This window comes from Pseudomonas sp. AL10, from assembly GCF_029960685.1.
In the GTDB taxonomy this organism is placed as follows: Bacteria; Pseudomonadota; Gammaproteobacteria; order Pseudomonadales; family Pseudomonadaceae; genus Aquipseudomonas; species Aquipseudomonas lactis.
Genome location: NZ_JASBQZ010000012.1, coordinates 106,585 through 128,419 on the forward strand (window position 1 = coordinate 106,585; position 21,835 = coordinate 128,419).

Genomic DNA, 21,835 nt, shown 5'->3' on the forward strand with positions numbered 1-21,835 from the left:
GAAGAGTCTGGGCATGCCAATGAAAAATCCCGCACCTGTCTAGGACAAGCGTTTGACGCAGAAATGCCGTGGCCGTGGCAACACCCCGAAATGCTTGATTTGAGTAGGCACAGCCTTTGCTGTTAAATAGACGCGGTGTGGCTGCCGTTTATTCCTGCGGCACGTCACATAGGCTGATACCCGCGCACGTGCTCAACGCCTCCCATTGTTCAGAAGCGAACCGTGCCAGTCAGCTCTTCCTTGTGATCCGTCTTAACGTGAGTTAACCAAAATGTTGAAAATCGTCCACCTGCTAACGGGCGTTGCAGCGTTGCTGCTGTCCTTTATTCCGAGCCTGCAGCCTGAAAGCCTGCCCTATCTGGAACAACACGACGCCCTGTACCTGGCCTTGTTCGGCCTTCTTAACCTGACGCTCGCACCGGTAATCCCTTACTGGAACAAAGGCACGCGTCATCAACTGCAAAACCTGGTCAGTGCGCTGCTGGTGCTGACTGTTGTCGTACAAACCCTCACCCTCCTGGCGCCCATGCCTGAAGTTGGGGGCCATCCGGCCATCCTGCTCAGCCTGGTGATTGCTGTGGTCGCCATCGTTCTTCACCTGGCCATCAGCTTCTACCGCTCGTCTCCAGCGGCCGCGTCGCAAAACTATGACATGACCAACCGGGATACCGGGACCGTCAAGTGGTTCAACACCTCCAAGGGCTTCGGCTTCATTTCCCGCGACTCGGGCGACGATATCTTCGTCCACTTCCGAGCCATTCGTGGCGAAGGCCATCGCGTCCTGGTCGAAGGCCAGCGCGTGGAGTTCTCGGTGATGAACCGTGACAAGGGCCTGCAAGCCGAAGACGTCATCGCTGCCCTGCCGCGTCGCTGATTCCCCAGCCTTCGCAGCAAAAAAAACCGCGATTCAGCCTTGGCTGGGTCGCGGTTTTTTTATTGCGTGCGTATTCAATAGTGGGGCGGAGGCGCTTCTTCTTCGGATGACTCAAACTGCCCGCCCATTTCTTCCTGGCGCTTGAGCAGTGCAGTCATCTGCAATTGCAAGCGTTCGACGGCCCGCTGCTGGGCAACCAGGATGTCATTGAGGGTTTCAATGGTGTCGTCCTGGAAGGCCAGGCGGCTTTCCAGGTCGGTGACGCGTTCTTGCAGGTCCATGGCTCAGTCCTGGGTAAAGATGAAGTCGGCAGGCAATAGCTCGCGCAGTCGGGTACGAATCGCGGCCAATTGCTCTTGCGTATAGGGCCGGGCCGGGTGCTTGCCCCACACCGGGGCTGGCCAGGCGGCGTCATCGCGCTTGCGCACAATCACGTGCACGTGCAACTGGCTGACCACGTTACCCAGCGCGCCGATGTTCATCTTGTCAGCCGCCAGCCCCTCGTTAAGCAGCTGCGCCAGGGCTGTCGTTTCTTGCCACAAGGTTTGTTGATCTGCGACATCCAGTTGAAACACTTCGCTGATACCGTCGATGCGTGGCACCAGAATGAACCAGGGGTAATTGGCGTCATTGGACAGCAGCAGGCGGCAGAGCGGGAAGTCCCCAATGGCCAAGGTATCTTGTTGCAGGCGTTGATCTAAGGCGAACACGTGGGCACTCCGTTCGGCAGGTCGGTAACAGGCGCCCAGCATACCTTCGAATGCCCAAGGCTTCACGGGCAATGCTGGCGGCCTTGAGGCAGCCGGGCAAAAGAATGCACCCTTTAGAGGCAGTAACCCAGCAGAGCAACGCTAGGCCGGGCCTCAACGGAATGCACCAAAATGACCCACCTGTGCCTCAAAGGGATCCGCCGATTACCCACTGATAAGGGTCAACCGGTAACGTTTTACCCAGGTACAGGATTCAGGTCCCACCGAACCGGGGTAACACCCTGGCGTCAAGCCCAACCCAAATGGCGTAAAACCCCCGTGCTTATGCGGTTTTTACAGGTTCATCACACTTTTCACGAAAAAATGACATTCGGTTAGTGGTTTGAGCACGCTTGTTGCATTCACCCCCACATCGTCGGCAACGGCACCCGTTTGGACACAGGTGTTTCGCGATAAAAATAGTGGCGTTTCAATGTGTATCAGGGAAGTGTTCAAACTTTGAAAGAAGTCTGAAAGCAGCATTGAAGTTGTCAGCCTGGATACATTTTGGGCTGTGAATTTGCGACATGGATCTAGCGATTTACGACAGCCTCGTAAAGAAGCTGAAAGGATAGTTGAGTAAGTATCGTCAATAGGGTCTGCGTGAGCTAACTTTGCGCCGACACAAAAAGAAAGAGCCGCCCAGATAAAAATACAGGTGGGACGGCAGTACTCTTCCTAAAACCAAAGGAGCAAATCACGATGCGCGTGATGAAGTGGAGCATGATCGCCCTGGCTGTTTCAGCAGGCACCTCGCAGTTCGCAATGGCGTCCGCCCAGGACGATTCCAAGGGTTTTGTTGAAGACAGCACTTTCAGCATCAATACTCGCGCGCTGTACTTCAGCCGTGACTTCCGTAATGAGCCAGGCGGCGGTTACAGCACCGTCAACGGCAAGCGTAAGAGCCGTGCTGAAGAAACCGGCCTGGGCTTCAATGCCCTGTACGAATCGGGCTTCACCCAAGGCACCATTGGTGTCGGTGTAGACGTGATCGGCCTGATGGGCCTCAAGCTTGACAGCGGCAAGGGCCGCGCCGGCACCGGCCTGTTCCCTACTGGTTCCGACGGTCGTTCGCAAGATGACTATTCCAAAGGCGGCGGCGCGGTCAAGTTCCGCATCTCCAACACTGTGCTGAAGGTTGGTGACCAATACACCACAGCCCCAGTGTTTGCCTCCGACGACAGCCGCCTGCTGCCAGAGCTGCCACAAGGCATCTCGATCACCAGCAACGAGATCAAGGGCCTGAAGCTTGAAGGCGGTCACTTCACTTCCAGCGTCGCGCAGAACCAGACCTACCACGACAGCCTGGGCCTGACCAAAACCGACTTCGTCGGTGGCGTGTATGCCTTCACTCCAGAAGTCACCGGCAGCCTGTACTACGCGAAAACCGAAGATTACTTCCGCAAGTACTACAGCAACCTGAATTGGACCCACGCCCTGAGCGATGATCAGTCGTTCGCGCTGGACTTCAACATCTACGACACCAAGAGCGATGGCGCCGGCCTGCAACGCGCAGAGAAAGATGGCGTGACCAAGCTCGACAACCGCGCATTCAGCTTGCAAGGTGCGTACACCATCGGCGCTCACACCTTCACCCTGGCAGCCCAGAAAGTCACCGGTGACGGCGACTACGGTTACGGCGTAGACGGCGGCGGCACAGTGTTCCTGGCCAACTCCATCGCCCGTTCTGACTTTAACGCCGAAGGCGAAAAGTCCTACCAGGCGCGTTATGACATCAACATGGCGACCTTCGGCATTCCGGGCCTGAGCTTCATGACCCGTTATGTCACCGGTAGCGGCGCCAACACGGGCACCACCAGCAACGGCAAAGAGTGGGAACGTGACATCGAAGCCAAGTACGTGATCCAGAGCGGCCCGGCGAAAGACCTGAGCTTGCGTCTGCGTCAAGCGACTTACCGTTCCGGTGATGGCGTGTACTACGGTTCGCCGTCGATCGATGAGCTGCGTCTGATCGCCAACTACCCGCTGAACATCTTGTAATTACCCGTTTAATTACAATGATGACCTGAGGCTTCGGCCTCAAACAAAAAGCCGCTCCTCTGTTCAACAGGGAGCGGCTTTTTTATTGCAGTTTTATTTCAATCCACAAAACAACTAGCAAGCTAAGTAACTAGTTTGTCAAAGCTGACTTTTCGGCCAAGTTTGATAGCGTCACGCCAAGTTATTTCGTTGCACTTTCCTGCATCACCCGAATAACCCGTTGCGGAAACGGAATATCAATCCCGGCCGCTTTCAAACGGTCACGCGCCAGTTCATTGAGCATGAACATCACGTCCCAATAATCCGGCGTGTTGGTCCAGCAACGCAGGGAGACGGTGATGGAACTGTCGCCCAAGGTCGACACCACCGCCACGGCGGCAGGGTCCTTCAGTACACGTGGGTCTTCGGCCAGCGCCAGCAGCACTTCACGAGCTTTCTGCAGGTCTGCCTCATAGTCCACACCTACATCAAACACGACCTTGCGGGTCGGCTGGCGGTTGGTGTTGGTGATCAGGCCGTTGGACAGGCTGCCGTTGGGAATGATCACCGTCTTGTTGTCGCCGGTGCGCAACACCGTGTGGAAGATCTGGATGCTGTCGACGGTACCCGAGGTACCCTGGGCTTCGATCCAGTCACCGATACGGAACGGGCGGAACAACAGGATCAGCACGCCGCCGGCAAAGTTCGCCAGGCTGCCTTGCAAGGCCAGGCCGATTGCCAGGGTAGCGGCACCGATTGCCGCAACGAACGAGGTGGTGGCCACACCAATCATCGAGGCCACGTTGACCACCAGCATGACTTTGAGCGCGATGTTCGCAAGGCTGGTGATGAAGTGTTGCAGTGCCAAGTCAGCGTTGCGCATGGCCAGCAGACGGCCCACGCGGTGAGTCAAAACATTGATCAGCCACCAGCCAATGGCCAGGGTGACCAACGCCAGCAATACCCGGCTGCCGTATTCCATGATCATGGGGAGCCAAGACTGGGAGGTCTTGATCAGGTGATCCATTTCAGCGTTCAAATCCATCTACTTTCTCCTATTGTGCGGCGATAAGGCTGTATTGACTGCCTGACAACGCAATTGAGCCCCGAAGGGCTCAATTGTAGGCAATGATGCTTGGGGCGTGGGACGTCAAAAGTGCCCACAGGTTCCCCAAAGTGCCATCAGTCGCGGAAGTTATTGAACTGCAGCGGCATGTCAAACGTCTTGGCGCGCAGGGCCGCGATGGCCTCTTGCAGGTCGTCACGCTTCTTGCCGGTGACGCGAACCTGCTCGCCCTGGATGGCGGCCTGGACCTTGAGCTTGGCGTCCTTGATGTGCGCGACGATCTTCTTCGCCAGTTCCTTGTCGATGCCTTCCTTAAGCACGGCTTCCTGCTTCATCAGCTTGCCGGAAGCGTAGGCATCCTTGACTTCCAGGCATTGCACGTCGATCTTGCGCTTGACCAGGGCCAGCTTGAGGATCTCGATCATCGCTTCCAGCTGGAAATCGGCTTCAGCGGTCAGGTTGACGGTCAGTTCCTTTTCCTTGAATTCGAAGCTGCCCTTGCCTTTCAAGTCGTAGCGACGGTCCAGTTCCTTGACGGCGTTCTCGACGGCGTTGGTGACTTCGTGTTTGTCCAGTTCAGATACCACGTCGAACGAAGGCATGTGATTTCTCCAATATAAGGGGCGGGCTCAGTAGAGATGGAGCGCGCCCGAGCTAAAATGCCGGGGCATTATAGCGGTTCTTTCGCGCCGTTCACCGCTGGCGAGCTTATGGAGTACACACTGATGTCGACCCCCTGGCATATTCTTGGCGCCGGCAGCCTGGGCACCCTCTGGGCCGCACGGCTGGCGCGCGCGGGCGTGCCCGTCAGGCTGATCCTGCGCAATGAGGCGCGCCTGGCCGACTATCGAGCCGGCCAGGGGCTGACCCTGGTCGAGCAGGGTGTAGAACAGACTTACCCGGTAGTCGGTGAAACGTCTGACAGCCCAGAGCTGATTCATCGCCTGCTCGTCGCGTGCAAAGCCTACGATGCCCAAAGCGCCATTGCCCAGTTGCAACCTCGACTGGCGCCCGACGCCGAACTGATCCTGCTGCAAAACGGCCTCGGCAGCCAGGACGCAGTGGCCGCACAAGTGCCGTCGGCCCGTTGTATCTTTGCCTCGAGCACCGAAGGCGCGTTTCGCGAAGGCGACTGGCGGGTGGTATTTGCCGGCCATGGCTACACCTGGCTGGGGGATGCGAGCCACCCCACGCCGCCGCTGTGGCTGGACGACCTGCAAGCAGCCGGCATTCCCCACGATTGGGCCAGCGATATTCTCACGCGCCTGTGGCGCAAGCTGGCGCTCAATTGCGCTATCAATCCCCTGACGGTGCTTTACCAGTGTCGCAACGGCGGCTTGCAAGCCCACGCGTGTGAAGTGGCGACCTTGTGCGCTGAACTGGCCGAGCTGCTCGAATGCTGCGGCCAGCCCGCCGCCGCACAAGACCTGCACAGCGAAGTGCAGCGGGTGATCCAGGCCACTGCGGCCAATTATTCGTCCATGTACCAGGACGTGGCCAACGCACGGCGTACCGAGATCAGCTACCTGCTGGGCTATGCCTGCCAGGCGGCCGCCCGCCATCAATTGGTGTTGCCGCATCTACAACAACTGCAAGCGCGCCTGGTCGAGCATTTGCGCGCACGCGGATTGGCCAGCGACTGAGGCACGCGCTACCCTGCCTACCTGTCTATCACCTGGGAAAACCCTGATGCCACTGCGCCAGCGTCTTGAAAATCTACCGGTAGGGCAGAAACTGCTGGCAGCCCTGCTGGTGTTGTTGACCACCGTATTGCTGGTGGCCAACCTGACGTTTATCAGCGCCGCCTACTGGATCTCCCAGGAAAGCATGGCCCCCCAGGCCTTGCAGTCCATTGGTCGACTGGTGTCCAACCCCGCGCTCGCCGCCGAGGCCCTTGAGTCTCCGACCAAGGCCGAGGCGCTGCTCAATGAGCTGACCAGCTATTCACCGTTGCGCGCCGCCGCCCTGTACGACGGCGAAGGCAACCGCCTGGCGCAGATGCAGCACGGCGACCGCCTGCACCTGCCGGACCACTACCGGCATATCGAAGCCTGGCGCCTCACCGAGTTTCGCAGCAACCAGGTCATCACCCTACCCCGCGGCAACCAGCCTTCGGGGCATTTGTTGCTGGTGGCCAGCAGTGAGTTGCCGGTGGCGTTCTATACCGGCACACTGACCGCGAGCCTGGGTATCCTGATTTTCAGCGTGTTGTTGTGGCTGGTCATCGCCCGGCAGATCAAACGCCTGATCACCCGACCGATTCATGAGCTTGAAGAACTGTCCCGCCAGGTGACCCGCGAGGAAAACTACGCGTTACGCGCCGGGCGTGGCAACCGTGACGAAATCGGCAGCCTAGCTGAAGCCTTCAACACCATGTTGTCGCGCATCGAAGCCCGTGAGCAGCAACTTAAACGTGCGCGCGACGATTCCCAGGCTGCGTATGACCAGGCCCAGGGTTTGGCCGAAGAAACCCGGCATACCAACCGCAAGCTGGAACTGGAAGTCCAGGTGCGCAGCAAGATCGAGAAAAAGCTCACGGGCTTCCAGAACTACCTGAACAGCATCATCGACTCGATGCCCTCGGCGCTGATCGCCCTGGATGAACAACTTTACGTCACCCAGTGGAACCAGGAAGCCACCGCCCTATCCGGTACGCGCCTGGACGAAGCCCTGAACCAACCGGTATTCCTGGCCTTCCAGCCGCTCAAGCCGTACCTGCCGCAGATCAAGGCCACCGTGGAGCAACACACGGTGGAGCGGATCGAGCGGGTCACCTGGATCAAGGACGACGAACCCAAGCATTATGCGCTGACGTTCTACCCGTTGATGGGCGGCGCCGGGCGCGGTGTGGTGATCCGAATCGACGACATCACCCAGCGCCTGTCCCTGGAAGAAATGATGGTGCAATCGGAAAAAATGCTCTCCGTGGGCGGCCTGGCGGCGGGTATGGCCCATGAGATCAACAACCCGCTGGGCGCGATCCTGCATAACGTGCAGAACATTCGCCGGCGCCTGTCGCCCGAGCTGCCCAAGAACCTGGAGCTTGCCGAGCAGGTGGGCATCGAGCTGGAGACGGTCAACCGTTACCTGCAAGGCCGCGAAGTCCCGCAACTGCTCGACGGCATTCAGCAGGCCGGCGCACGTGCCGCGAAAATCGTCACCCACATGCTTAGCTTCAGCCGCCGCAGCAATCGCCAGATGGCACCCTGCGATTTGCCGGCGCTGATTGACCAGGCCGTGGAAATCGCCGGCAACGACTTCGACCTGACCATCGGTTTCGATTTCAAGGGCCAGGCGATCATCCGCCAGTTCGATCCGCAACTGGGCCCGGTACCCGGCACCGCCAACGAGCTGGAGCAAGTGCTGCTCAACCTGTTGAAGAACGCTGCCCAGGCCATTCACCTGCGGGAAGACGACAGCGAACCTGGGCGCATTATTCTGCGCACCCGCCTCAACCCGCCGTGGGCCGAAATCCAGGTGGAAGACAACGGCATCGGCATGAGCGAAAACGTGCGCAAACGTACGTTCGAACCCTTCTTTACTACCAAGGAAATCGGCCAGGGCACCGGGCTAGGCCTGTCGGTGTCGTATTTCATCATCACCAACAACCACAAGGGCCAGATGGAAGTGCATTCCACCCTGGGCCAGGGCACCTGCTTTACCTTGCGCCTGCCTCTGGCCGGCAGCCAATTGCCCCCCACTGAATTTACCCAACTGGAGCACTGACCATGGGCTTTCGCCTGTCGAAGATCTACACCCGTACCGGCGACAAAGGCGAAACCGGCCTCGGCGACGGCCGCCGCGTGCCCAAGGACCATCCACGCGTGGAAGCGATTGGCGAGGTGGATACGCTGAACAGCCAGTTGGGCCTGCTGCTGGCCAACCTTGAAGAACAAAGCGGCAAGCATCCGGCGTTGAAGGATGTGATTGAAGTGCTCACCCCTTGCCAGCACCGTCTGTTTGACTTGGGCGGTGAGCTGGCCATGCCGGTGTACAAGGCGCTGAATGCGGAGGAAGTGGATCGACTGGAAGCAGCGATTGATCGTTGGAATGAAGAGGTTGGACCGCTGGAGAACTTCATTCTGCCCGGCGGCTCAGCCTTGATCGCCCAGGCCCATGTGTGCCGCAGCCTGGCGCGCAGCGCCGAGCGCCGCTGTCAGCACCTCAATGCCGTGGAGCCGTTGGAGGGTGTGGGGCTGGCGTATATCAATCGGTTGTCGGATTTGCTGTTTGTGGCGGCCAGGGTGATTGCCAAGCGCCAAGGTGTTGCGGAAGTGTTGTGGCAGGCGGCGGCCAAGCCCCACTGAGCAGATCGTTCCCACGCTTTGCGTGGGAATGCATCAACGGACGCTCCGCGTCCCAAAGCGTGACGCAGAGCGTCGCAGGAGGCATTCCCACGCAGAGCGTGGGAACGATCAGCACGATCAGCAGAGCGTGGGAACGCTCATCACACCTGCGGCCAGAACGCCCGAATACCTGCCACACCTTGCGCACCAGCCTCCCACGCCTGCTCCCGCTGCGCCGGCCCAACCCCGCCCAACAGAAACACCGGCTTGCTGAACCCGGCGATCAACTGCTGCGCCTGCTCCCAACCCAACGGCTGGGCATCCGGATGAGTCTGGGTCGGTTGCACCGGCGACAGGGTGACAAAATCCACGTCCATCATTTCTGCCAGCGCCAGCTCTTCAGCGTTGTGGCACGAAGCCGCCAGCCAACGGTCTTTGGGCAGCGGTCGACCCTTACTGGCGTATTTGCGCAACTGCGCCGAGGTCATATGCCAGCCGGCAGCGGGAAAATCACCCAGCCACTCAAACGGCCCCTTGAGCATCAGTTGCGCCTTGCCAGCACACAGGCCCACCGCATCCACCGCTAGGTCACGGTATTTGGGGTCGTAACCGTTAGGGGCACGCAATTGAACCAGCTTGATGCCACCGGCAATAGCCTTCTGGATACCGCGCAACAGCGTCGGGGTTTCCAGCTCGCCAGGGGTGATCAGGTACTCGGCAGGCAAGCGTGCCGCAGCGACAATCGGCGCATTCGCCGCCGGGAATTCATAGTTGACCAGGTCCCGCGGTGCCACCCACGCCAACGGCTGCCCTTCAGCGCCATGGGGCTCGCCGGTAAAAGCCGAGACTTCCCAGACATCCAGCAATACCTGTTTGTCCGGATAGTCATGTTGCACCTTGATCAGCGGCCGCGTCGTGGTGACCTGGATGCCCAGCTCTTCCTGCAATTCACGGGACAAGGCCGTGGCAACCGACTCATCGGCCTCCACCTTGCCGCCGGGAAACTCCCAGAGGCCGCCTTGATGCTGAGTATCGGCACGGCGCGCCAGCAGGATCCTGCCATCGACACCGCGGATCACCGCTGCTGCTACATGCACTCGTTTCACGCCACTGCTTCCTCTCGTTATAGCCCTTTGTAGGAGCGAGCTTGCTCGCGAAGAACGTCAACGATAACGCGTGCATCCTGGATAAACGCGGTGGCCTTGAGTTTTTCGCGAGCAAGCTCGCTCCTACAGGGGGAGGGTCATTTTCAGGTACGGTATTCCGCGTTGATCTTCACGTACTCGTGGGACAGGTCGGTGGTCCAGATGGTTTCGCTGCACTCGCCGCGGCCCAGTTCGATGCGGATGGTGATTTCTTCCTGCTGCATTACCGCCGAACCCTGGGCTTCGGTGTAGGTTTCGGCACGGGCGCCACGGCTGGCGATGCACACATCGCCCAGGAATACGTCAATCTTGCTCACGTCCAGGTCCGGCACGCCGGCACGGCCAACGGCAGCCAGGATGCGGCCCCAGTTCGGGTCCGATGCAAACAACGCAGTCTTGATCAGCGGCGAGTGCGCCACGGTGTAGCCCACATCCAGGCATTCCTGATGGCTGCCGCCGCCGTTGACTTCAACCGTGACAAACTTGGTCGCGCCCTCGCCGTCACGCACGATGGCCTGGGCCACGTCCATGCACACTTCGAACACCGCCTGCTTCAACGCCGCAAACAATGGGCCTTCGGTAGAAGTGATTTCCGGCAGGTTGGCCTGGCCGGTGGCGATCAGCATGCAGCAGTCGTTGGTGGACGTATCACCGTCGATGGTGATGCGGTTGAACGACTTGTTGGCGCCGTCCAGCATCAGGCGTTGCAGCACATCGCGGGAGACTTTGGCGTCGGTGGCGATATAGCCGAGCATGGTGGCCATGTTCGGGCGGATCATGCCTGCGCCTTTGCTGATACCAGTGACGGTGATGGTCACGCCGTCATGCACAAACTGTCGGCTCGCGCCCTTGGGCAAGGTGTCGGTGGTCATGATGCCGGTGGCCGCAGCCGCCCAGTTATCCACAGACAAGTCATCAAGCGCGGCTTGCAGGGCGCCTTCGATTTTTTCCACCGGCAGCGGCTCACCGATCACACCGGTGGAGTACGGCAGCACCTGGCTGGCATCGACGCCGGTCAACTGGGCCAGCTTGGCGCAGGTGCGCGCCGCCGCGACGAGGCCTGGCTCGCCGGTGCCGGCGTTGGCATTGCCGGTGTTGGTCAGCAGGTAACGGATCGAACCGGCCACGCGCTGCTTGGCCAGAATCACCGGTGCGGCGCAGAAGGCGTTGAGGGTGAACACACCCGCCACGGTCGAGCCTTCAGCACAACGCATCACCACTACATCCTTGCGCCCCGGGCGCTTGATGCCGGCCGAAGCGATACCGAGTTCAAAACCGGCAACCGGGTGCAACGTGGGCAAAGGACCAAGACCAACAGCCATGAATGCGCTCCTTAAAAATAGGTGATGTCTGTGCCGTCGCTATCGACGGTGGGAATTAATGGCAAAACGCCGCGACGGCAAAGGCCGGTCGCGGCGCGGGGTGTTGCAGCGTCAGGCGAAAATCTTATTCGATCTGGCCGTGGCAGTGTTTGAATTTCTTGCCCGAACCGCAGTAGCACAGTTCGTTGCGACCCAGCTTCTGGTCATTGCGAACCGGGGTCTGGGCCAGGGCCACATCGACCTCTTCACCCAAGGCTTCAGGCTCATCCAGGCCCGGCGCTTCGTCGTGCTGGAACTGCATGCGCGCCGCCAGGGCCTCGGCTTCCTGACGCAGGCGTGCTTCTTCCTCGATCGGGTCTTCGCGACGCACCTGAACGTGGGACAGCACGCGGATCGAGTCGCGCTTGATCGAATCCAGCAATTCGGAGAACAGCGTGAACGACTCGCGCTTGTACTCCTGCTTCGGGTTCTTCTGGGCGTAGCCACGCAGGTGGATACCGTGGCGCAGGTGGTCCATGGTCGACAGGTGGTCTTTCCACAGGTCATCCAGCACGCGCAATACGATCTGTTTCTCGAAGGTGCGCAGTGCTTCGGCACTCGCCTGCTCTTCTTTCTCGTTGTACGCCGCCAGCAGCTCGGCCATCAGTTTTTCGCGCAGGGTTTCTTCGTACAGGTGGTCGTCTTCGTCCAGCCATTGCTGAACCGGCAAGTCCACACCGAAGTCGCTCTTCAATGCCGCTTCCAGGCCGGCAACATCCCACTGCTCAGGCAGCGATTGTGGCGGGATATGCGCGCTGACAGTGGCGTTGAGCACGTCCTGACGGAAATCAGCGATAGTCTCGCCAATGTTGTCGGCGGCCAGCAACGTGTTACGCATGTGATAGATCACTTTACGCTGTTCGTTGTTGACGTCGTCGAACTCGAGCAGTTGCTTACGAATGTCGAAGTTACGGCCTTCTACTTTGCGCTGGGCCTTCTCGATGGCGTTGGTCACCATGCGGTGCTCGATCGCTTCACCGGACTGCATGCCCAGGGCTTTCATGAAGTTCTTCACCCGGTCCGACGCGAAGATACGCATCAGGCTGTCTTCCAGCGACAGGTAGAAGCGGCTGGAACCGGCGTCACCCTGGCGACCGGCACGGCCACGCAGCTGGTTGTCGATACGACGCGATTCGTGACGCTCGGACGCGATCACCTGCAAGCCACCGGATTCCAGTACGGCCTGGTGGCGCTTCTGCCAGTCGGCCTTGATCTGGGCGATCTGCTCGGGTGTCGGGTTGTCGAGCGAGGCCACTTCCACTTCCCAGTTGCCGCCCAACAGGATGTCGGTACCACGACCGGCCATGTTGGTGGCGATGGTCAGTGCGCCTGGGCGACCGGCCTGGGCGATGATCTCGGCTTCTTTTTCGTGGAACTTGGCGTTCAGTACCTTGTGCTCGATGCCTTCCTTGTTGAGCAGGTTGGACACGTGCTCGGAAGTCTCGATGGTGGCGGTACCCACCAGGATCGGACGGCCCTTGGCCATGCCGTCCTTGATGTCATTGATGATCGCCGCGTACTTCTCTTCGGCGGTCAGGAACACCAGGTCGTTGTAGTCTTTACGCGCCAACGGCTTGTTCGGCGGAATGACCATCACGGCCAGGTTGTAGATCTGGTGGAATTCGAACGCTTCGGTGTCGGCCGTACCGGTCATGCCGGACAGCTTGTTGTACAGACGGAAGTAGTTCTGGAAGGTGGTGGACGCCAACGTCTGGCTTTCGGCCTGGATGTTGAGGTGTTCCTTGGCTTCGATGGCCTGGTGCAGGCCTTCGGACAGGCGACGACCGGGCATGGTACGACCGGTGTGCTCGTCGACCAGAACCACCTGGCCTTCCTGCACGATGTATTCGACGTTGCGATGGAACAGCTTGTGGGCGCGCAGGCCGGCATACACGTGGGTCAACAGGCCCAGGTTGTGCGCCGAGTACAGGCTTTCACCTTCGGCCAGCTCGCCGATCTGGGTGAGCATCTCTTCGACAAACTGGTGACCGGCTTCGTTGAGTTCGACCTGGCGGGTCTTCTCGTCGATGGTGAAGTGACCTTCTTTGGTCACCACGCCTTCCACTTCCTCGATGTGCTGCTCCAGGCGCGGGATCAACTTGTTGATCTCGGTGTACAGGCGCGAGCTGTCTTCGGCCTGGCCGGAGATGATCAGCGGGGTACGGGCTTCGTCGATGAGGATGGAGTCGACTTCGTCGATCACGGCAAAGTTGAGTTCACGCTGGAATTTTTCATCCATGCTGAACGCCATGTTGTCGCGCAGGTAGTCGAAACCGAATTCGTTGTTGGTGCCGTAGGTGATATCGCAGGCGTACGCGGCGCGCTTCTCTTCCGGCGGCTGGAACGGCGTTACCACGCCGACGGTCAGGCCGAGGAATTCATACAGCGGGCGCATCCAGTTGGCGTCCCGGCGAGCCAGGTAGTCGTTCACCGTAACAACGTGCACGCCCTTGCCGGACAGTGCGTTGAGGTAGACGCCCAGGGTTGCCACCAGGGTCTTGCCTTCACCGGTGCGCATTTCGGCAATCATGCCTTCATGCAAGGTCATGCCGCCGATCAACTGGACGTCGAAGTGGCGCATGCCCATGACGCGCTTACCGGCTTCACGGGCGACCGCGAAGGCTTCGGGCAGCAGCTTGTCGAGGGTTTCACCTTTGGCTATGCGGGCCTTGAACTCTTGGGTCTTGGCGCGCAATTGCTCGTCCGACAGAGCAACCATCTGCTCTTCGAAGGCATTGACCAGCTGCACCGTCTTGAGCATGCGTTTGACTTCGCGCTCATTCTTGCTTCCAAAAAGTTTCTTTAACAAAGGCGCAAACATATCGGCAGGTTCTTCCACACATAGGGATGGAGGGCGCACCGTGAGTGGCCCGAGCAGCCCTCACGGCCGCATTGCGAACGCGCATTCTACCCGGAATCGTGGGTGAGGAAAGTGGCGTTGTTCCCCGAGGCAGGCACGGCGCTGTGAGAGGGCTTGTTTAAAATAAGGGCTTTTGCGCGAACTTCAACCCATGGAGTGCAGAAGTTACTTATTGATTTCATGGGCAAAGCCCAGCCGACGCAGAGCCTCGGGGTGTGCAGGCGCTTTCTGCTAAGATAGCCGCTCTGTTACCTAAGGTGTCTAAACATGGCATTTCGCCCTCTCACAGCCCGCGCTCCCGGCGTGTTGCTTCGCGAAGCCAAGCCGTTGAAAGCCATCTTTGGCCATGCCAAGCGCCTGGGCCATTTGCAACGCCTGCTTGAAAGCCAGCTGCAACCGGCCGCACGTGAGCACTGTCATGTGGCGTCCTGGCGGGAAGGCAATCTGCTGTTAATTGTCACCGATGGTCATTGGGCCACCCGCTTGCGTTATCAGCAAAAACGCTTGCAGCGCCAGTTGATGGTGTTTGAAGAGTTCGCCGGTTTGACGCGCATTCAGTTCAAGGTGCAGCCACCCACCGTGCCGCAAGGCGCAGTGGGGCATACCCTGGACCTGTCGGAAACAGCCGCCGAAACCCTTCAGGCCACCGCCGAAGGGATCAACGACCCTGGCTTGCGCGCCGCCCTGGAACGGCTGGCCGCCCATGCCCGGCCCAAAGCCTGAAGCGCTACTTGCGTTTGCTGCCGCCCAATAACGAACCGAGCAGACCCCGCACCAACTGACGCCCCATCTGATTGGCGGCCTGCTGCATGGCTGATTTCAACGCCTTGCCCGCCGTGGTCCCCAGGAAGGCACCGGCCTTGTCGGTGAAGCTCGGCTCTTCGGCGGCCGGCGCGGCCTGCTCGGCAGGCCCAAGTTCCTTGCGGGCCATCAGCACTTCATAGGCAGACTCACGATCCACCGGCTTGTCATAGCGCCCCAACAGCGGCGAACTGGCGATCAACGCTTTGCGTTCGGCTTCGCTGAGCGGCCCGATCCGCGATTGCGGAGGAGCAACCAGTACGCGCTGGACGACTTCTGGCGTGCCCTTTTCCTGCAAGGTTCCCACCAATGCCTCACCGGTGCCCAACTCTGTGAGCACCGACAAGGTATCGAATGTCGGGTTGGGCCGGAAACCGTCCGCCACCGCCCGTAGGGATTTCTGCTCTTTGGCGGTGAACGCACGCAAACCGTGCTGGATGCGCAAGCCCAGTTGCGCCAGTACCGTGTCCGGCAAGTCGCCCGGCGATTGGGTGACAAAATACACGCCGACGCCTTTGGAACGGATCAGGCGCACCACCTGCTCCAGGCGCTCCTGCAAGGCTTTTGGCGTATCGGCGAACAACAAGTGCGCCTCGTCGAAAAACAACGCCAGCAACGGTTTGTCGGCATCGCCGCGTTCCGGCAATTGTTCGAACAACTCTGCCAGCAGCCACAGCAGGAAGGTCGCGTAGACCTTCGGCGCTTCATGCACCAAGCGGCTGGCGTCCAGCAGGTGGATGCGCCCACGCCCATCGCTGGCGGGCTGCAAAATATCTTCCAATTGCAGGGCCGGCTCGCCAAACAAGGCTTCGGCGCCCTGCTGCTCCAGCACTGCCAGGCGCCGCAACAAGGCCTGGCTGGAACCGGTGGTCATCAAGGCGGCGTCTTCGCCCAGCAGTTCCGGGTGATAGCGCAGGTGATTGAGCAGTGCCTTGAGGTCCTTGAGGTCCAGCAGCAACAGGCCTTCGCGGTCGGCCACTTTGAATGCCGCATAGAGCGCCGATTGTTGGCTGTCGGTGAGTTCCAACAGGCTGCCGAGCAAGAGCGGGCCCATTTCACTGATGGTGGTGCGCAGTGGGTGACCGGATTGGCCGTGGATATCCCACAGGGTGACCGGGTACGCCTGGGCGGTGTAATTAAGGAAGGGCATACCGGCAATACGCTCGGCCACTTTGCCCTGGGGGTTGGCGGCGGCGCCCAGGCCGCAGAGGTCGCCCTTGATGTCGGCAGCGAACACCGCCACGCCCGCATCACTGAAGGCTTCCGCCAGGCGCTGCAAGGTGACGGTCTTGCCGGTGCCCGTGGCGCCGGCGATCAACCCATGACGGTTGGCCAGGCGCATGGACTGGGCGATGGGCTGGCCGTCAAGGCCTGCACCGATAAGCAGTTGTGTGGAGTCAGGCATTTCGTCACCTATGGTTAATCTTTAGTGCCGCGAGGTCGATATAGACGGATGTAAGCCCGACAAAGACTAAAAAACGGTCAGATAATTCCGATACGGACCAACGGAGCTATCACCAGAAATACCACACCTTTTTTGACGCTGCCATTTTGCGCCTCCCGCATAGGATGCGCCTCGGATATTAAGACCTTAGCGGACCCTTCAAGCCATGAACAAAAATCTGCGCTTCAGCCACAAGATCCTGCTTGCAGCCTCCCTTATCGTCATCGCCGCCTTTGCGTTGTTTACCCTTTACAACGACTACCTGCAGCGCAACGCGATTCGCGACGACCTCAATAACTACCTGCATGAGATGGGCGACGTCACCGCCAGCAACATCCAGACCTGGCTCACCGGACGTATCGCCCTGGTGGAAAACGCCGCACAGAACATCGCCATCAACCCTGAAAAAACTGTCGTCGCCAGCCTGCTGGAGCAGAAAGCGCTGACCTCGTCATTCATGGCCACCTACGTCGGTGACAGCCAGGGCACATTCACCATCCGCCCTGATACCAAGATGCCCGACGGCTTCGACCCACGTGTTCGCCCCTGGTACAAAGGCGCCCAGGCCAGTAACGGCTCGACCCTGACCGAACCCTATATCGACGCGGCGACCGGGCAACTGATCATTTCTGTCGCCACGCCCAGCGCCAAGGGCGGCCAAAGCATCGGCGTAGTCGGTGGCGACCTGAGCCTGCAGACCCTGGTGGATAACATCGGCGCGTTGGATTTTGGCGGCATGGGTTATGCGTTCCTGGTCAGCGCTGACGGTAAAGTGCTGGTGCACCCGGATAAAGCCCTGGTGATGAAGACCCTGGCGGACGTTTATCCAAAAGACACACCAAAGATCAGCGCTGACTTCAGCGAAGTGCAAGCCAACGGCAAGACCAATATCGTGACGTTCACACCGATCAAGGGCCTGCCCTCGGTGAACTGGTACCTGGGCGTTTCGGTGGATAAAGACAAGTCTTTCGCCATGCTCAGTGAGTTTCGCACCTCGGCGGTGATCGCCACGATCATCGCGGTGGTGATCATTATCGCCCTGCTCGGCATGCTCATCCGCGTCTTGCTGCAACCTCTGCACCTGATGACCCGCGCCATGCAGGACATTGCCGACGGTGAAGGCGACCTGACCCGCCGCCTGACCATCCAGAACAATGATGAGTTCGGCACCCTGGGCAATGCGTTCAACCGCTTCGTGGAGCGCATTCATACCTCGATCCGCGAAGTGTCTTCCGCCACCGAGCACGTCAATGAGGTGGCCCTGCGGGTGGTCAGCGCCTCGAATTCGTCGATGGTCAATTCAGACGAACAGGCCAACCGTACGAACAGCGTTGCTGCGGCCATCAACCAACTGGGGGCGGCAGCCCAGGAGATCGCACGCAATGCTGCACAGGCTTCTAACCAGGCCAGCGATGCACGGCACCTCGCCGAGGACGGCCAGCAGGTGGTTGAACGCAATATCAAGGCGATGACGCTGTTATCCAGCATGATCAGCACCTCCAGTACCAATATCGAAGCACTTAACAGCAAAACGGTGAATATCGGCCAGATCCTTGAGGTGATCACCAGCATTTCCCAGCAAACCAACCTGCTCGCGCTCAACGCGGCGATCGAAGCGGCGCGCGCCGGCGAAGCCGGGCGTGGCTTTGCGGTGGTAGCCGATGAAGTGCGCAACCTGGCTCATCGCACTCAGGAGTCGGCGCAACAGGTGCAGACGATGATCGAAGAGCTACAGGTGGGCGCTCGGGATTCGGTGAGCACCATGAGCGAAAGCCAACGCCACAGCCTGGACAGCGTGGAAATCGCCAACCTGGCCGGCGAGCGCCTGAACAGCGTGACCCAGCGCATTGGCGAGATCGACGGCATGAACCAATCGGTCGCCACTGCCACTGAAGAACAGACCTCGGTGGTGGAGTCGATCAATATGGACATCACCGAGATCAACACCCTCAACCAGGAAGGGGTGGAAAACCTGCAATCGACCCTGCGCGCCTGCTCGGACCTGGAACAACAGGCCTCGCGTTTGAAGCAATTGGTGGGCAGTTTCCGGATCTGATTAACAACACCGACCATTAAAACGAACGCAAGGCGATCCAATGTGGGAGCGGGCTTGCTCGCGAAAGCAGTCTATCAGTTGAAGATGTACTGACTGACTCACCGCTTTCGCGAGCAAGCCCGCTCCCACAGGGGACCTGCGTTTAACCGACCGGCAAACACACCAATCCCAATCGAACATCTATCCTTACCTCAGGTCCATCTAGGGAGAGCAATGGATCGGAGGGATGTTCATCGTGCATATCGCTGACATAACCATGTTCTACGCCCCGGCCAGCGGTGGCGTACGCACTTACCTTGACGCCAAGCACCGGCGTCTGGCGCTCAAGCCGGGCATTCGCCACAGCCTGTTGATCCCCGGCGCACATTTGAGCGAGCAGGACGGCATCTTCAAAGTACCGGCGCCCGCCCTGCCCTTCGGCAAAGGCTACCGTTTCCCCGTTCGCTTGGCGCCATGGCGAAATGTCCTGCACGATTTACAGCCCGATCTGATCGAAGTGGGCGACCCTTACCTGACCGCCTGGGCAGCCCTGGATGCCCGGCGCCAGTTGGATGTGCCGGTCATCGGCTTCTACCACTCCGACCTGCCACTGCTGGTGAGCAACCGCATGGGGCCTTGGTTTACCCCCAATGTTGAAGCCTATGTGCGCAAACTCTATGGGAATTTTGACCGAGTGCTCGCCCCCAGCCAGGTCATGGCCGACAAGCTCACCGGGCTTGGCGTCAGAAATGTCTTCGTGCAACCCCTGGGCGTAGACCTGCAAACCTTCACCCCTGAGGTACGTGACCCCGGCCTGCGCGCCGAACTGGGGATTGGCGAAGACACTCGGCTACTGATCTTCGCCGGGCGCGGCTCCAAGGAGAAAAACCTGCCGGTGCTGCTCAACTGCATGAAGCGCCTGGGGGATGGCTACCACTTGCTGCTGGTGGGCTCCGGCATGCCGGCCAGCGTGCCGGACAATGTCACCGTGATAGATGGATTCCGGCCCGCCCAGCATGTTGCGCGGCTGATGGCCAGCGCCGACGCCTTACTGCATGGCGGCGACCAGGAGACCTTCGGCCTGGTGATTCTGGAAGCCATGGCCTGCGGTATTCCGGTGGTCGCCGTGGCGGCCGGGGCCTTTACCGAAATTGTCGATGAGCGTTGTGGCCTGCTGTGCGCGCCGAACAACCCAAAGGCCATGGCCGATGCGGTGCGCGAGCTGTTCAGTACCGACAGCCGACGCCTGGGGGCCCAGGCTCGGCGCCATGTCGAGCAGCACTATGCGTGGGACACGGTAGTCGACAGCCTGTTGGGGCATTACTACGCCGTGCTGGGCAGCCATGAACCGATGCTCGCCCATGGCTGAGCGCGCGCTGATGCTGGTACTGCACGACGTGGCACCGCACACCTGGGCCGACTACCGGCCCTTTGTCGAGGCCGTCGACGCACTGGGCAACGTGCCCATCACTTGGCTGGTGGTGCCGGACTTCCATCACCATGACGACTTGGCCGCCCACCGCGATTTTCGGCGCCTGCTCGATAGCCGTGTCGCCAAGGGCGATGAACTCACCTTGCATGGTTACTACCATTGCGACGACCAACCTCGGCCGCGTACGCCAAAAGAATGGTTTATGCGACGCATCTATACCCACGAAGGCGAGTTTTACCAGCTGTCCGAAGCCGAGGCGTTGCGGCGGCTGACCGCCGGCATTGAGGTATTCCAGCGTAATGGTTGGCCGCTGCATGGCTTTGTTGCACCCGCCTGGTTGATGAGCGACGGCACCCGGCAGGCATTGCGCCAGTTGCCGCTGAGCTACACCAGCGACCCACAACATCTTTATCGCCTGCCGGACTTCACGCCTATCAACGCCCCCGGCCTGGTGTGGAGTGCGCGCAGTGCCTGGCGCCGGGGATTATCCAAAGTCCTCAGCGACCGCCGGGAACAGCGGTGGCAGAAGGCCCCGCTGATCCGACTGGGATTGCACCCGGTGGACATGCGCCACAGGTTTTCCCGCGATTATTGGCTGCACACCCTGCAATGCCTGCTCAACGCGGGGCGTGTCCCCCAAACCAAGGCCGCCTGGCTGGCGACGCAGCCATGGGCCGACTGATCTGGTTAATGTTGGCGCTCTTGGTGGCGCTGGTGATCCCACTGTGGCTGGGCGGCGGCGATAGCATTACACGCCTGCGCCAGTTTCCGCTGCCCCAGTTGCTGGGGATGTTCACCATGATCATCGGCTGTTGGCTGATCAACAGCCTGCGCATCCGCCTGTTGCTTGGCGAGCATCGCGCTCGGTTAGGGCCGCTCAAAAGCCTAGGCGTGGTGATATCCACCGAGTTCGCCATGTGCGCCACACCCGGTGGCAGCGGCGGGCCGTTGACCCTGATGGCACTGCTGGCACGTAACGGCGTGCGCCCCGCCCACGGCAGTGCGGTGTTCGCCATGGACCAACTGAGCGACTTGGTGTTTTTTCTCTGCGCACTGGTGGGCATCCTGCTGTATGCGCTGTTTCATAGCATCAGCCCGCGTATGGAGTGGTTGCTGGGGCTCAGCGCCGTGTCGATGGTGGGTGGGGTGATCAGTGGCTGGGCCGTGGTGCATTTTCACCGACGGCTGATTCGCCTGGCGGGTTTGGCACTCAAGGCCATGAAGGTCGGCGCTACCGCCCGCCGACACTGGGCACGCCGGTTGCTGCGTTTTCTTGCGGCGTTCAGCGCCACGCTGAAACTTCCCCGGAGCACCTTGCTTGGGGTCTTTGCGCTGACCAGCCTGCATTGGTTGCTGCGTTACAGCGTGCTGTACCTGGCGCTGCGCGGGTTGGACGGTGAGGTGCAGTGGGCCTGGAGTTTTCTGATCCAGATGCTGTCGCTGACTGCCGGGCAGTTCAGCCTCGCGCCAGGCGGGGCCGGCGCAGCGGAGTTGACGTCAGCGGCACTGCTGGCGCCCATGGTGGGCACATCCACGGCGGCGGCGGCGATTCTGATCTGGCGAGCGGTGACCTATTACTTCTATTTGCTGGCCGGTGCGCCAGTGTTTCTATTGATGGTCGGCAAACCGCTGCTCAAGCGTCTTTTTCAGGGGCGGCAGGCGGCTGGTCCTGCGCCTGTGTCTGCTCCCATAAACGCGCCGCGCCTGGAAAATCAGTTCCATCCTCGGCATCCAGCGCGTCGGGGTCGTAACGACTCAAACAGCCCTCGCCCAAGGTAGCAGGCGCCCGTGAGGTGGCTTTA

Annotated in this window: 18 protein-coding genes; 10 read left to right on the forward strand and 8 right to left on the reverse strand. The window is 60.1% G+C overall.

Annotated features, from left to right (window positions below):
- The first annotated feature begins 271 nt into the window (after positions 1-271).
- Positions 272-874: a cold-shock protein gene (locus QK296_RS14435; RefSeq protein ID WP_003193875.1), complete on the forward strand. Its 603-nt coding sequence runs from the start codon at positions 272-274 to the stop codon at positions 872-874.
- 74 nt (positions 875-948) lie between these two features.
- On the opposite strand, the gene QK296_RS14440 is transcribed toward QK296_RS14435, so the two are convergent.
- Positions 949-1,155, reverse strand: coding sequence for a SlyX family protein (locus QK296_RS14440; RefSeq protein ID WP_003193876.1), 207 nt, complete (start codon positions 1,153-1,155; stop codon positions 949-951).
- Positions 1,156-1,158: 3 nt separating this feature from the next.
- The gene (locus tag QK296_RS14445; protein WP_003193877.1) at positions 1,159-1,584 is read right to left on the reverse strand and encodes an HIT domain-containing protein; all 426 of its coding nucleotides are present in this window, start codon (positions 1,582-1,584) and stop codon (positions 1,159-1,161) included.
- A 741-nt stretch (positions 1,585-2,325) separates the two neighbouring features.
- Between QK296_RS14445 and QK296_RS14450 the strand changes: the two genes are divergently transcribed.
- Positions 2,326-3,624 (forward strand): OprD family porin, encoded by a 1,299-nt coding sequence (locus tag QK296_RS14450; RefSeq protein ID WP_003193878.1) that lies wholly within the window; start codon positions 2,326-2,328, stop codon positions 3,622-3,624.
- A 181-nt stretch (positions 3,625-3,805) separates the two neighbouring features.
- On the opposite strand, the gene QK296_RS14455 is transcribed toward QK296_RS14450, so the two are convergent.
- Positions 3,806-4,648 (reverse strand): mechanosensitive ion channel domain-containing protein, encoded by an 843-nt coding sequence (locus QK296_RS14455; RefSeq protein WP_003193879.1) that lies wholly within the window; start codon positions 4,646-4,648, stop codon positions 3,806-3,808.
- 137 nt (positions 4,649-4,785) lie between these two features.
- A complete protein-coding gene (locus QK296_RS14460) occupies positions 4,786-5,271 on the reverse strand; it encodes a YajQ family cyclic di-GMP-binding protein (RefSeq protein WP_003193880.1) in 486 nt (161 codons plus the stop codon).
- A gap of 123 nt (positions 5,272-5,394) precedes the next feature.
- Here QK296_RS14460 and QK296_RS14465 point away from each other — a divergent pair, with 123 nt between their 5' ends.
- The 3 genes from QK296_RS14465 to QK296_RS14475 are packed head-to-tail and all read left to right on the forward strand — an operon-like array spanning position 5,395 to position 8,976.
- Positions 5,395-6,312 (forward strand): putative 2-dehydropantoate 2-reductase, encoded by a 918-nt coding sequence (locus QK296_RS14465; protein ID WP_003193881.1) that lies wholly within the window; start codon positions 5,395-5,397, stop codon positions 6,310-6,312.
- Positions 6,313-6,358: 46 nt separating this feature from the next.
- Complete coding sequence (locus QK296_RS14470) at positions 6,359-8,395, forward strand: ATP-binding protein (RefSeq protein ID WP_003193882.1); 2,037 nt, start codon at positions 6,359-6,361, stop codon at positions 8,393-8,395.
- Between the two features lie 2 nt (positions 8,396-8,397).
- Positions 8,398-8,976, forward strand: coding sequence for a cob(I)yrinic acid a,c-diamide adenosyltransferase (locus QK296_RS14475; RefSeq protein WP_003193883.1), 579 nt, complete (start codon positions 8,398-8,400; stop codon positions 8,974-8,976).
- 140 nt (positions 8,977-9,116) lie between these two features.
- Here the strand turns inward: QK296_RS14475 and QK296_RS14480 are convergent, their stop codons facing one another.
- The 3 genes from QK296_RS14480 to secA form a co-directional block, all read right to left on the reverse strand.
- Complete coding sequence (locus QK296_RS14480) at positions 9,117-10,061, reverse strand: Nudix family hydrolase (protein WP_034134379.1); 945 nt, start codon at positions 10,059-10,061, stop codon at positions 9,117-9,119.
- A gap of 143 nt (positions 10,062-10,204) precedes the next feature.
- Positions 10,205-11,422 carry a bifunctional glutamate N-acetyltransferase/amino-acid acetyltransferase ArgJ gene (argJ, locus tag QK296_RS14485; protein ID WP_003193885.1) on the reverse strand — a complete coding sequence of 406 codons (1,218 nt, stop codon included), beginning with the start codon at positions 11,420-11,422 and terminating at the stop codon, positions 10,205-10,207.
- Between the two features lie 124 nt (positions 11,423-11,546).
- A complete protein-coding gene (gene secA / locus QK296_RS14490; protein ID WP_003193886.1) occupies positions 11,547-14,282 on the reverse strand; it encodes a preprotein translocase subunit SecA in 2,736 nt (911 codons plus the stop codon).
- A gap of 306 nt (positions 14,283-14,588) precedes the next feature.
- Here secA and QK296_RS14495 point away from each other — a divergent pair, with 306 nt between their 5' ends.
- Positions 14,589-15,044 carry a DciA family protein gene (locus QK296_RS14495; protein ID WP_003193887.1) on the forward strand — a complete coding sequence of 152 codons (456 nt, stop codon included), beginning with the start codon at positions 14,589-14,591 and terminating at the stop codon, positions 15,042-15,044.
- A gap of 4 nt (positions 15,045-15,048) precedes the next feature.
- On the opposite strand, the gene QK296_RS14500 is transcribed toward QK296_RS14495, so the two are convergent.
- Positions 15,049-16,527 (reverse strand): helicase HerA-like domain-containing protein, encoded by a 1,479-nt coding sequence (locus QK296_RS14500; protein WP_003193888.1) that lies wholly within the window; start codon positions 16,525-16,527, stop codon positions 15,049-15,051.
- A gap of 205 nt (positions 16,528-16,732) precedes the next feature.
- On the opposite strand from QK296_RS14500, the gene QK296_RS14505 reads away from it, so the two are divergent.
- From QK296_RS14505 to QK296_RS14520, 4 genes are all read left to right on the forward strand, one after another.
- The gene (locus QK296_RS14505) at positions 16,733-18,622 is read left to right on the forward strand and encodes a methyl-accepting chemotaxis protein (protein WP_057710479.1); all 1,890 of its coding nucleotides are present in this window, start codon (positions 16,733-16,735) and stop codon (positions 18,620-18,622) included.
- A 226-nt stretch (positions 18,623-18,848) separates the two neighbouring features.
- The gene (locus QK296_RS14510; protein ID WP_003193890.1) at positions 18,849-19,970 is read left to right on the forward strand and encodes a glycosyltransferase family 1 protein; all 1,122 of its coding nucleotides are present in this window, start codon (positions 18,849-18,851) and stop codon (positions 19,968-19,970) included.
- Positions 19,963-20,715 (forward strand): polysaccharide deacetylase family protein, encoded by a 753-nt coding sequence (locus QK296_RS14515; RefSeq protein WP_094774812.1) that lies wholly within the window; start codon positions 19,963-19,965, stop codon positions 20,713-20,715. The genes QK296_RS14510 and QK296_RS14515 overlap by 8 nt, the downstream gene beginning before the upstream one ends.
- Positions 20,703-21,812, forward strand: coding sequence for a lysylphosphatidylglycerol synthase transmembrane domain-containing protein (locus tag QK296_RS14520; protein WP_094774811.1), 1,110 nt, complete (start codon positions 20,703-20,705; stop codon positions 21,810-21,812). Before QK296_RS14515 ends, QK296_RS14520 begins: the two co-directional genes overlap by 13 nt.
- Positions 21,813-21,835 lie beyond the last annotated feature (23 nt).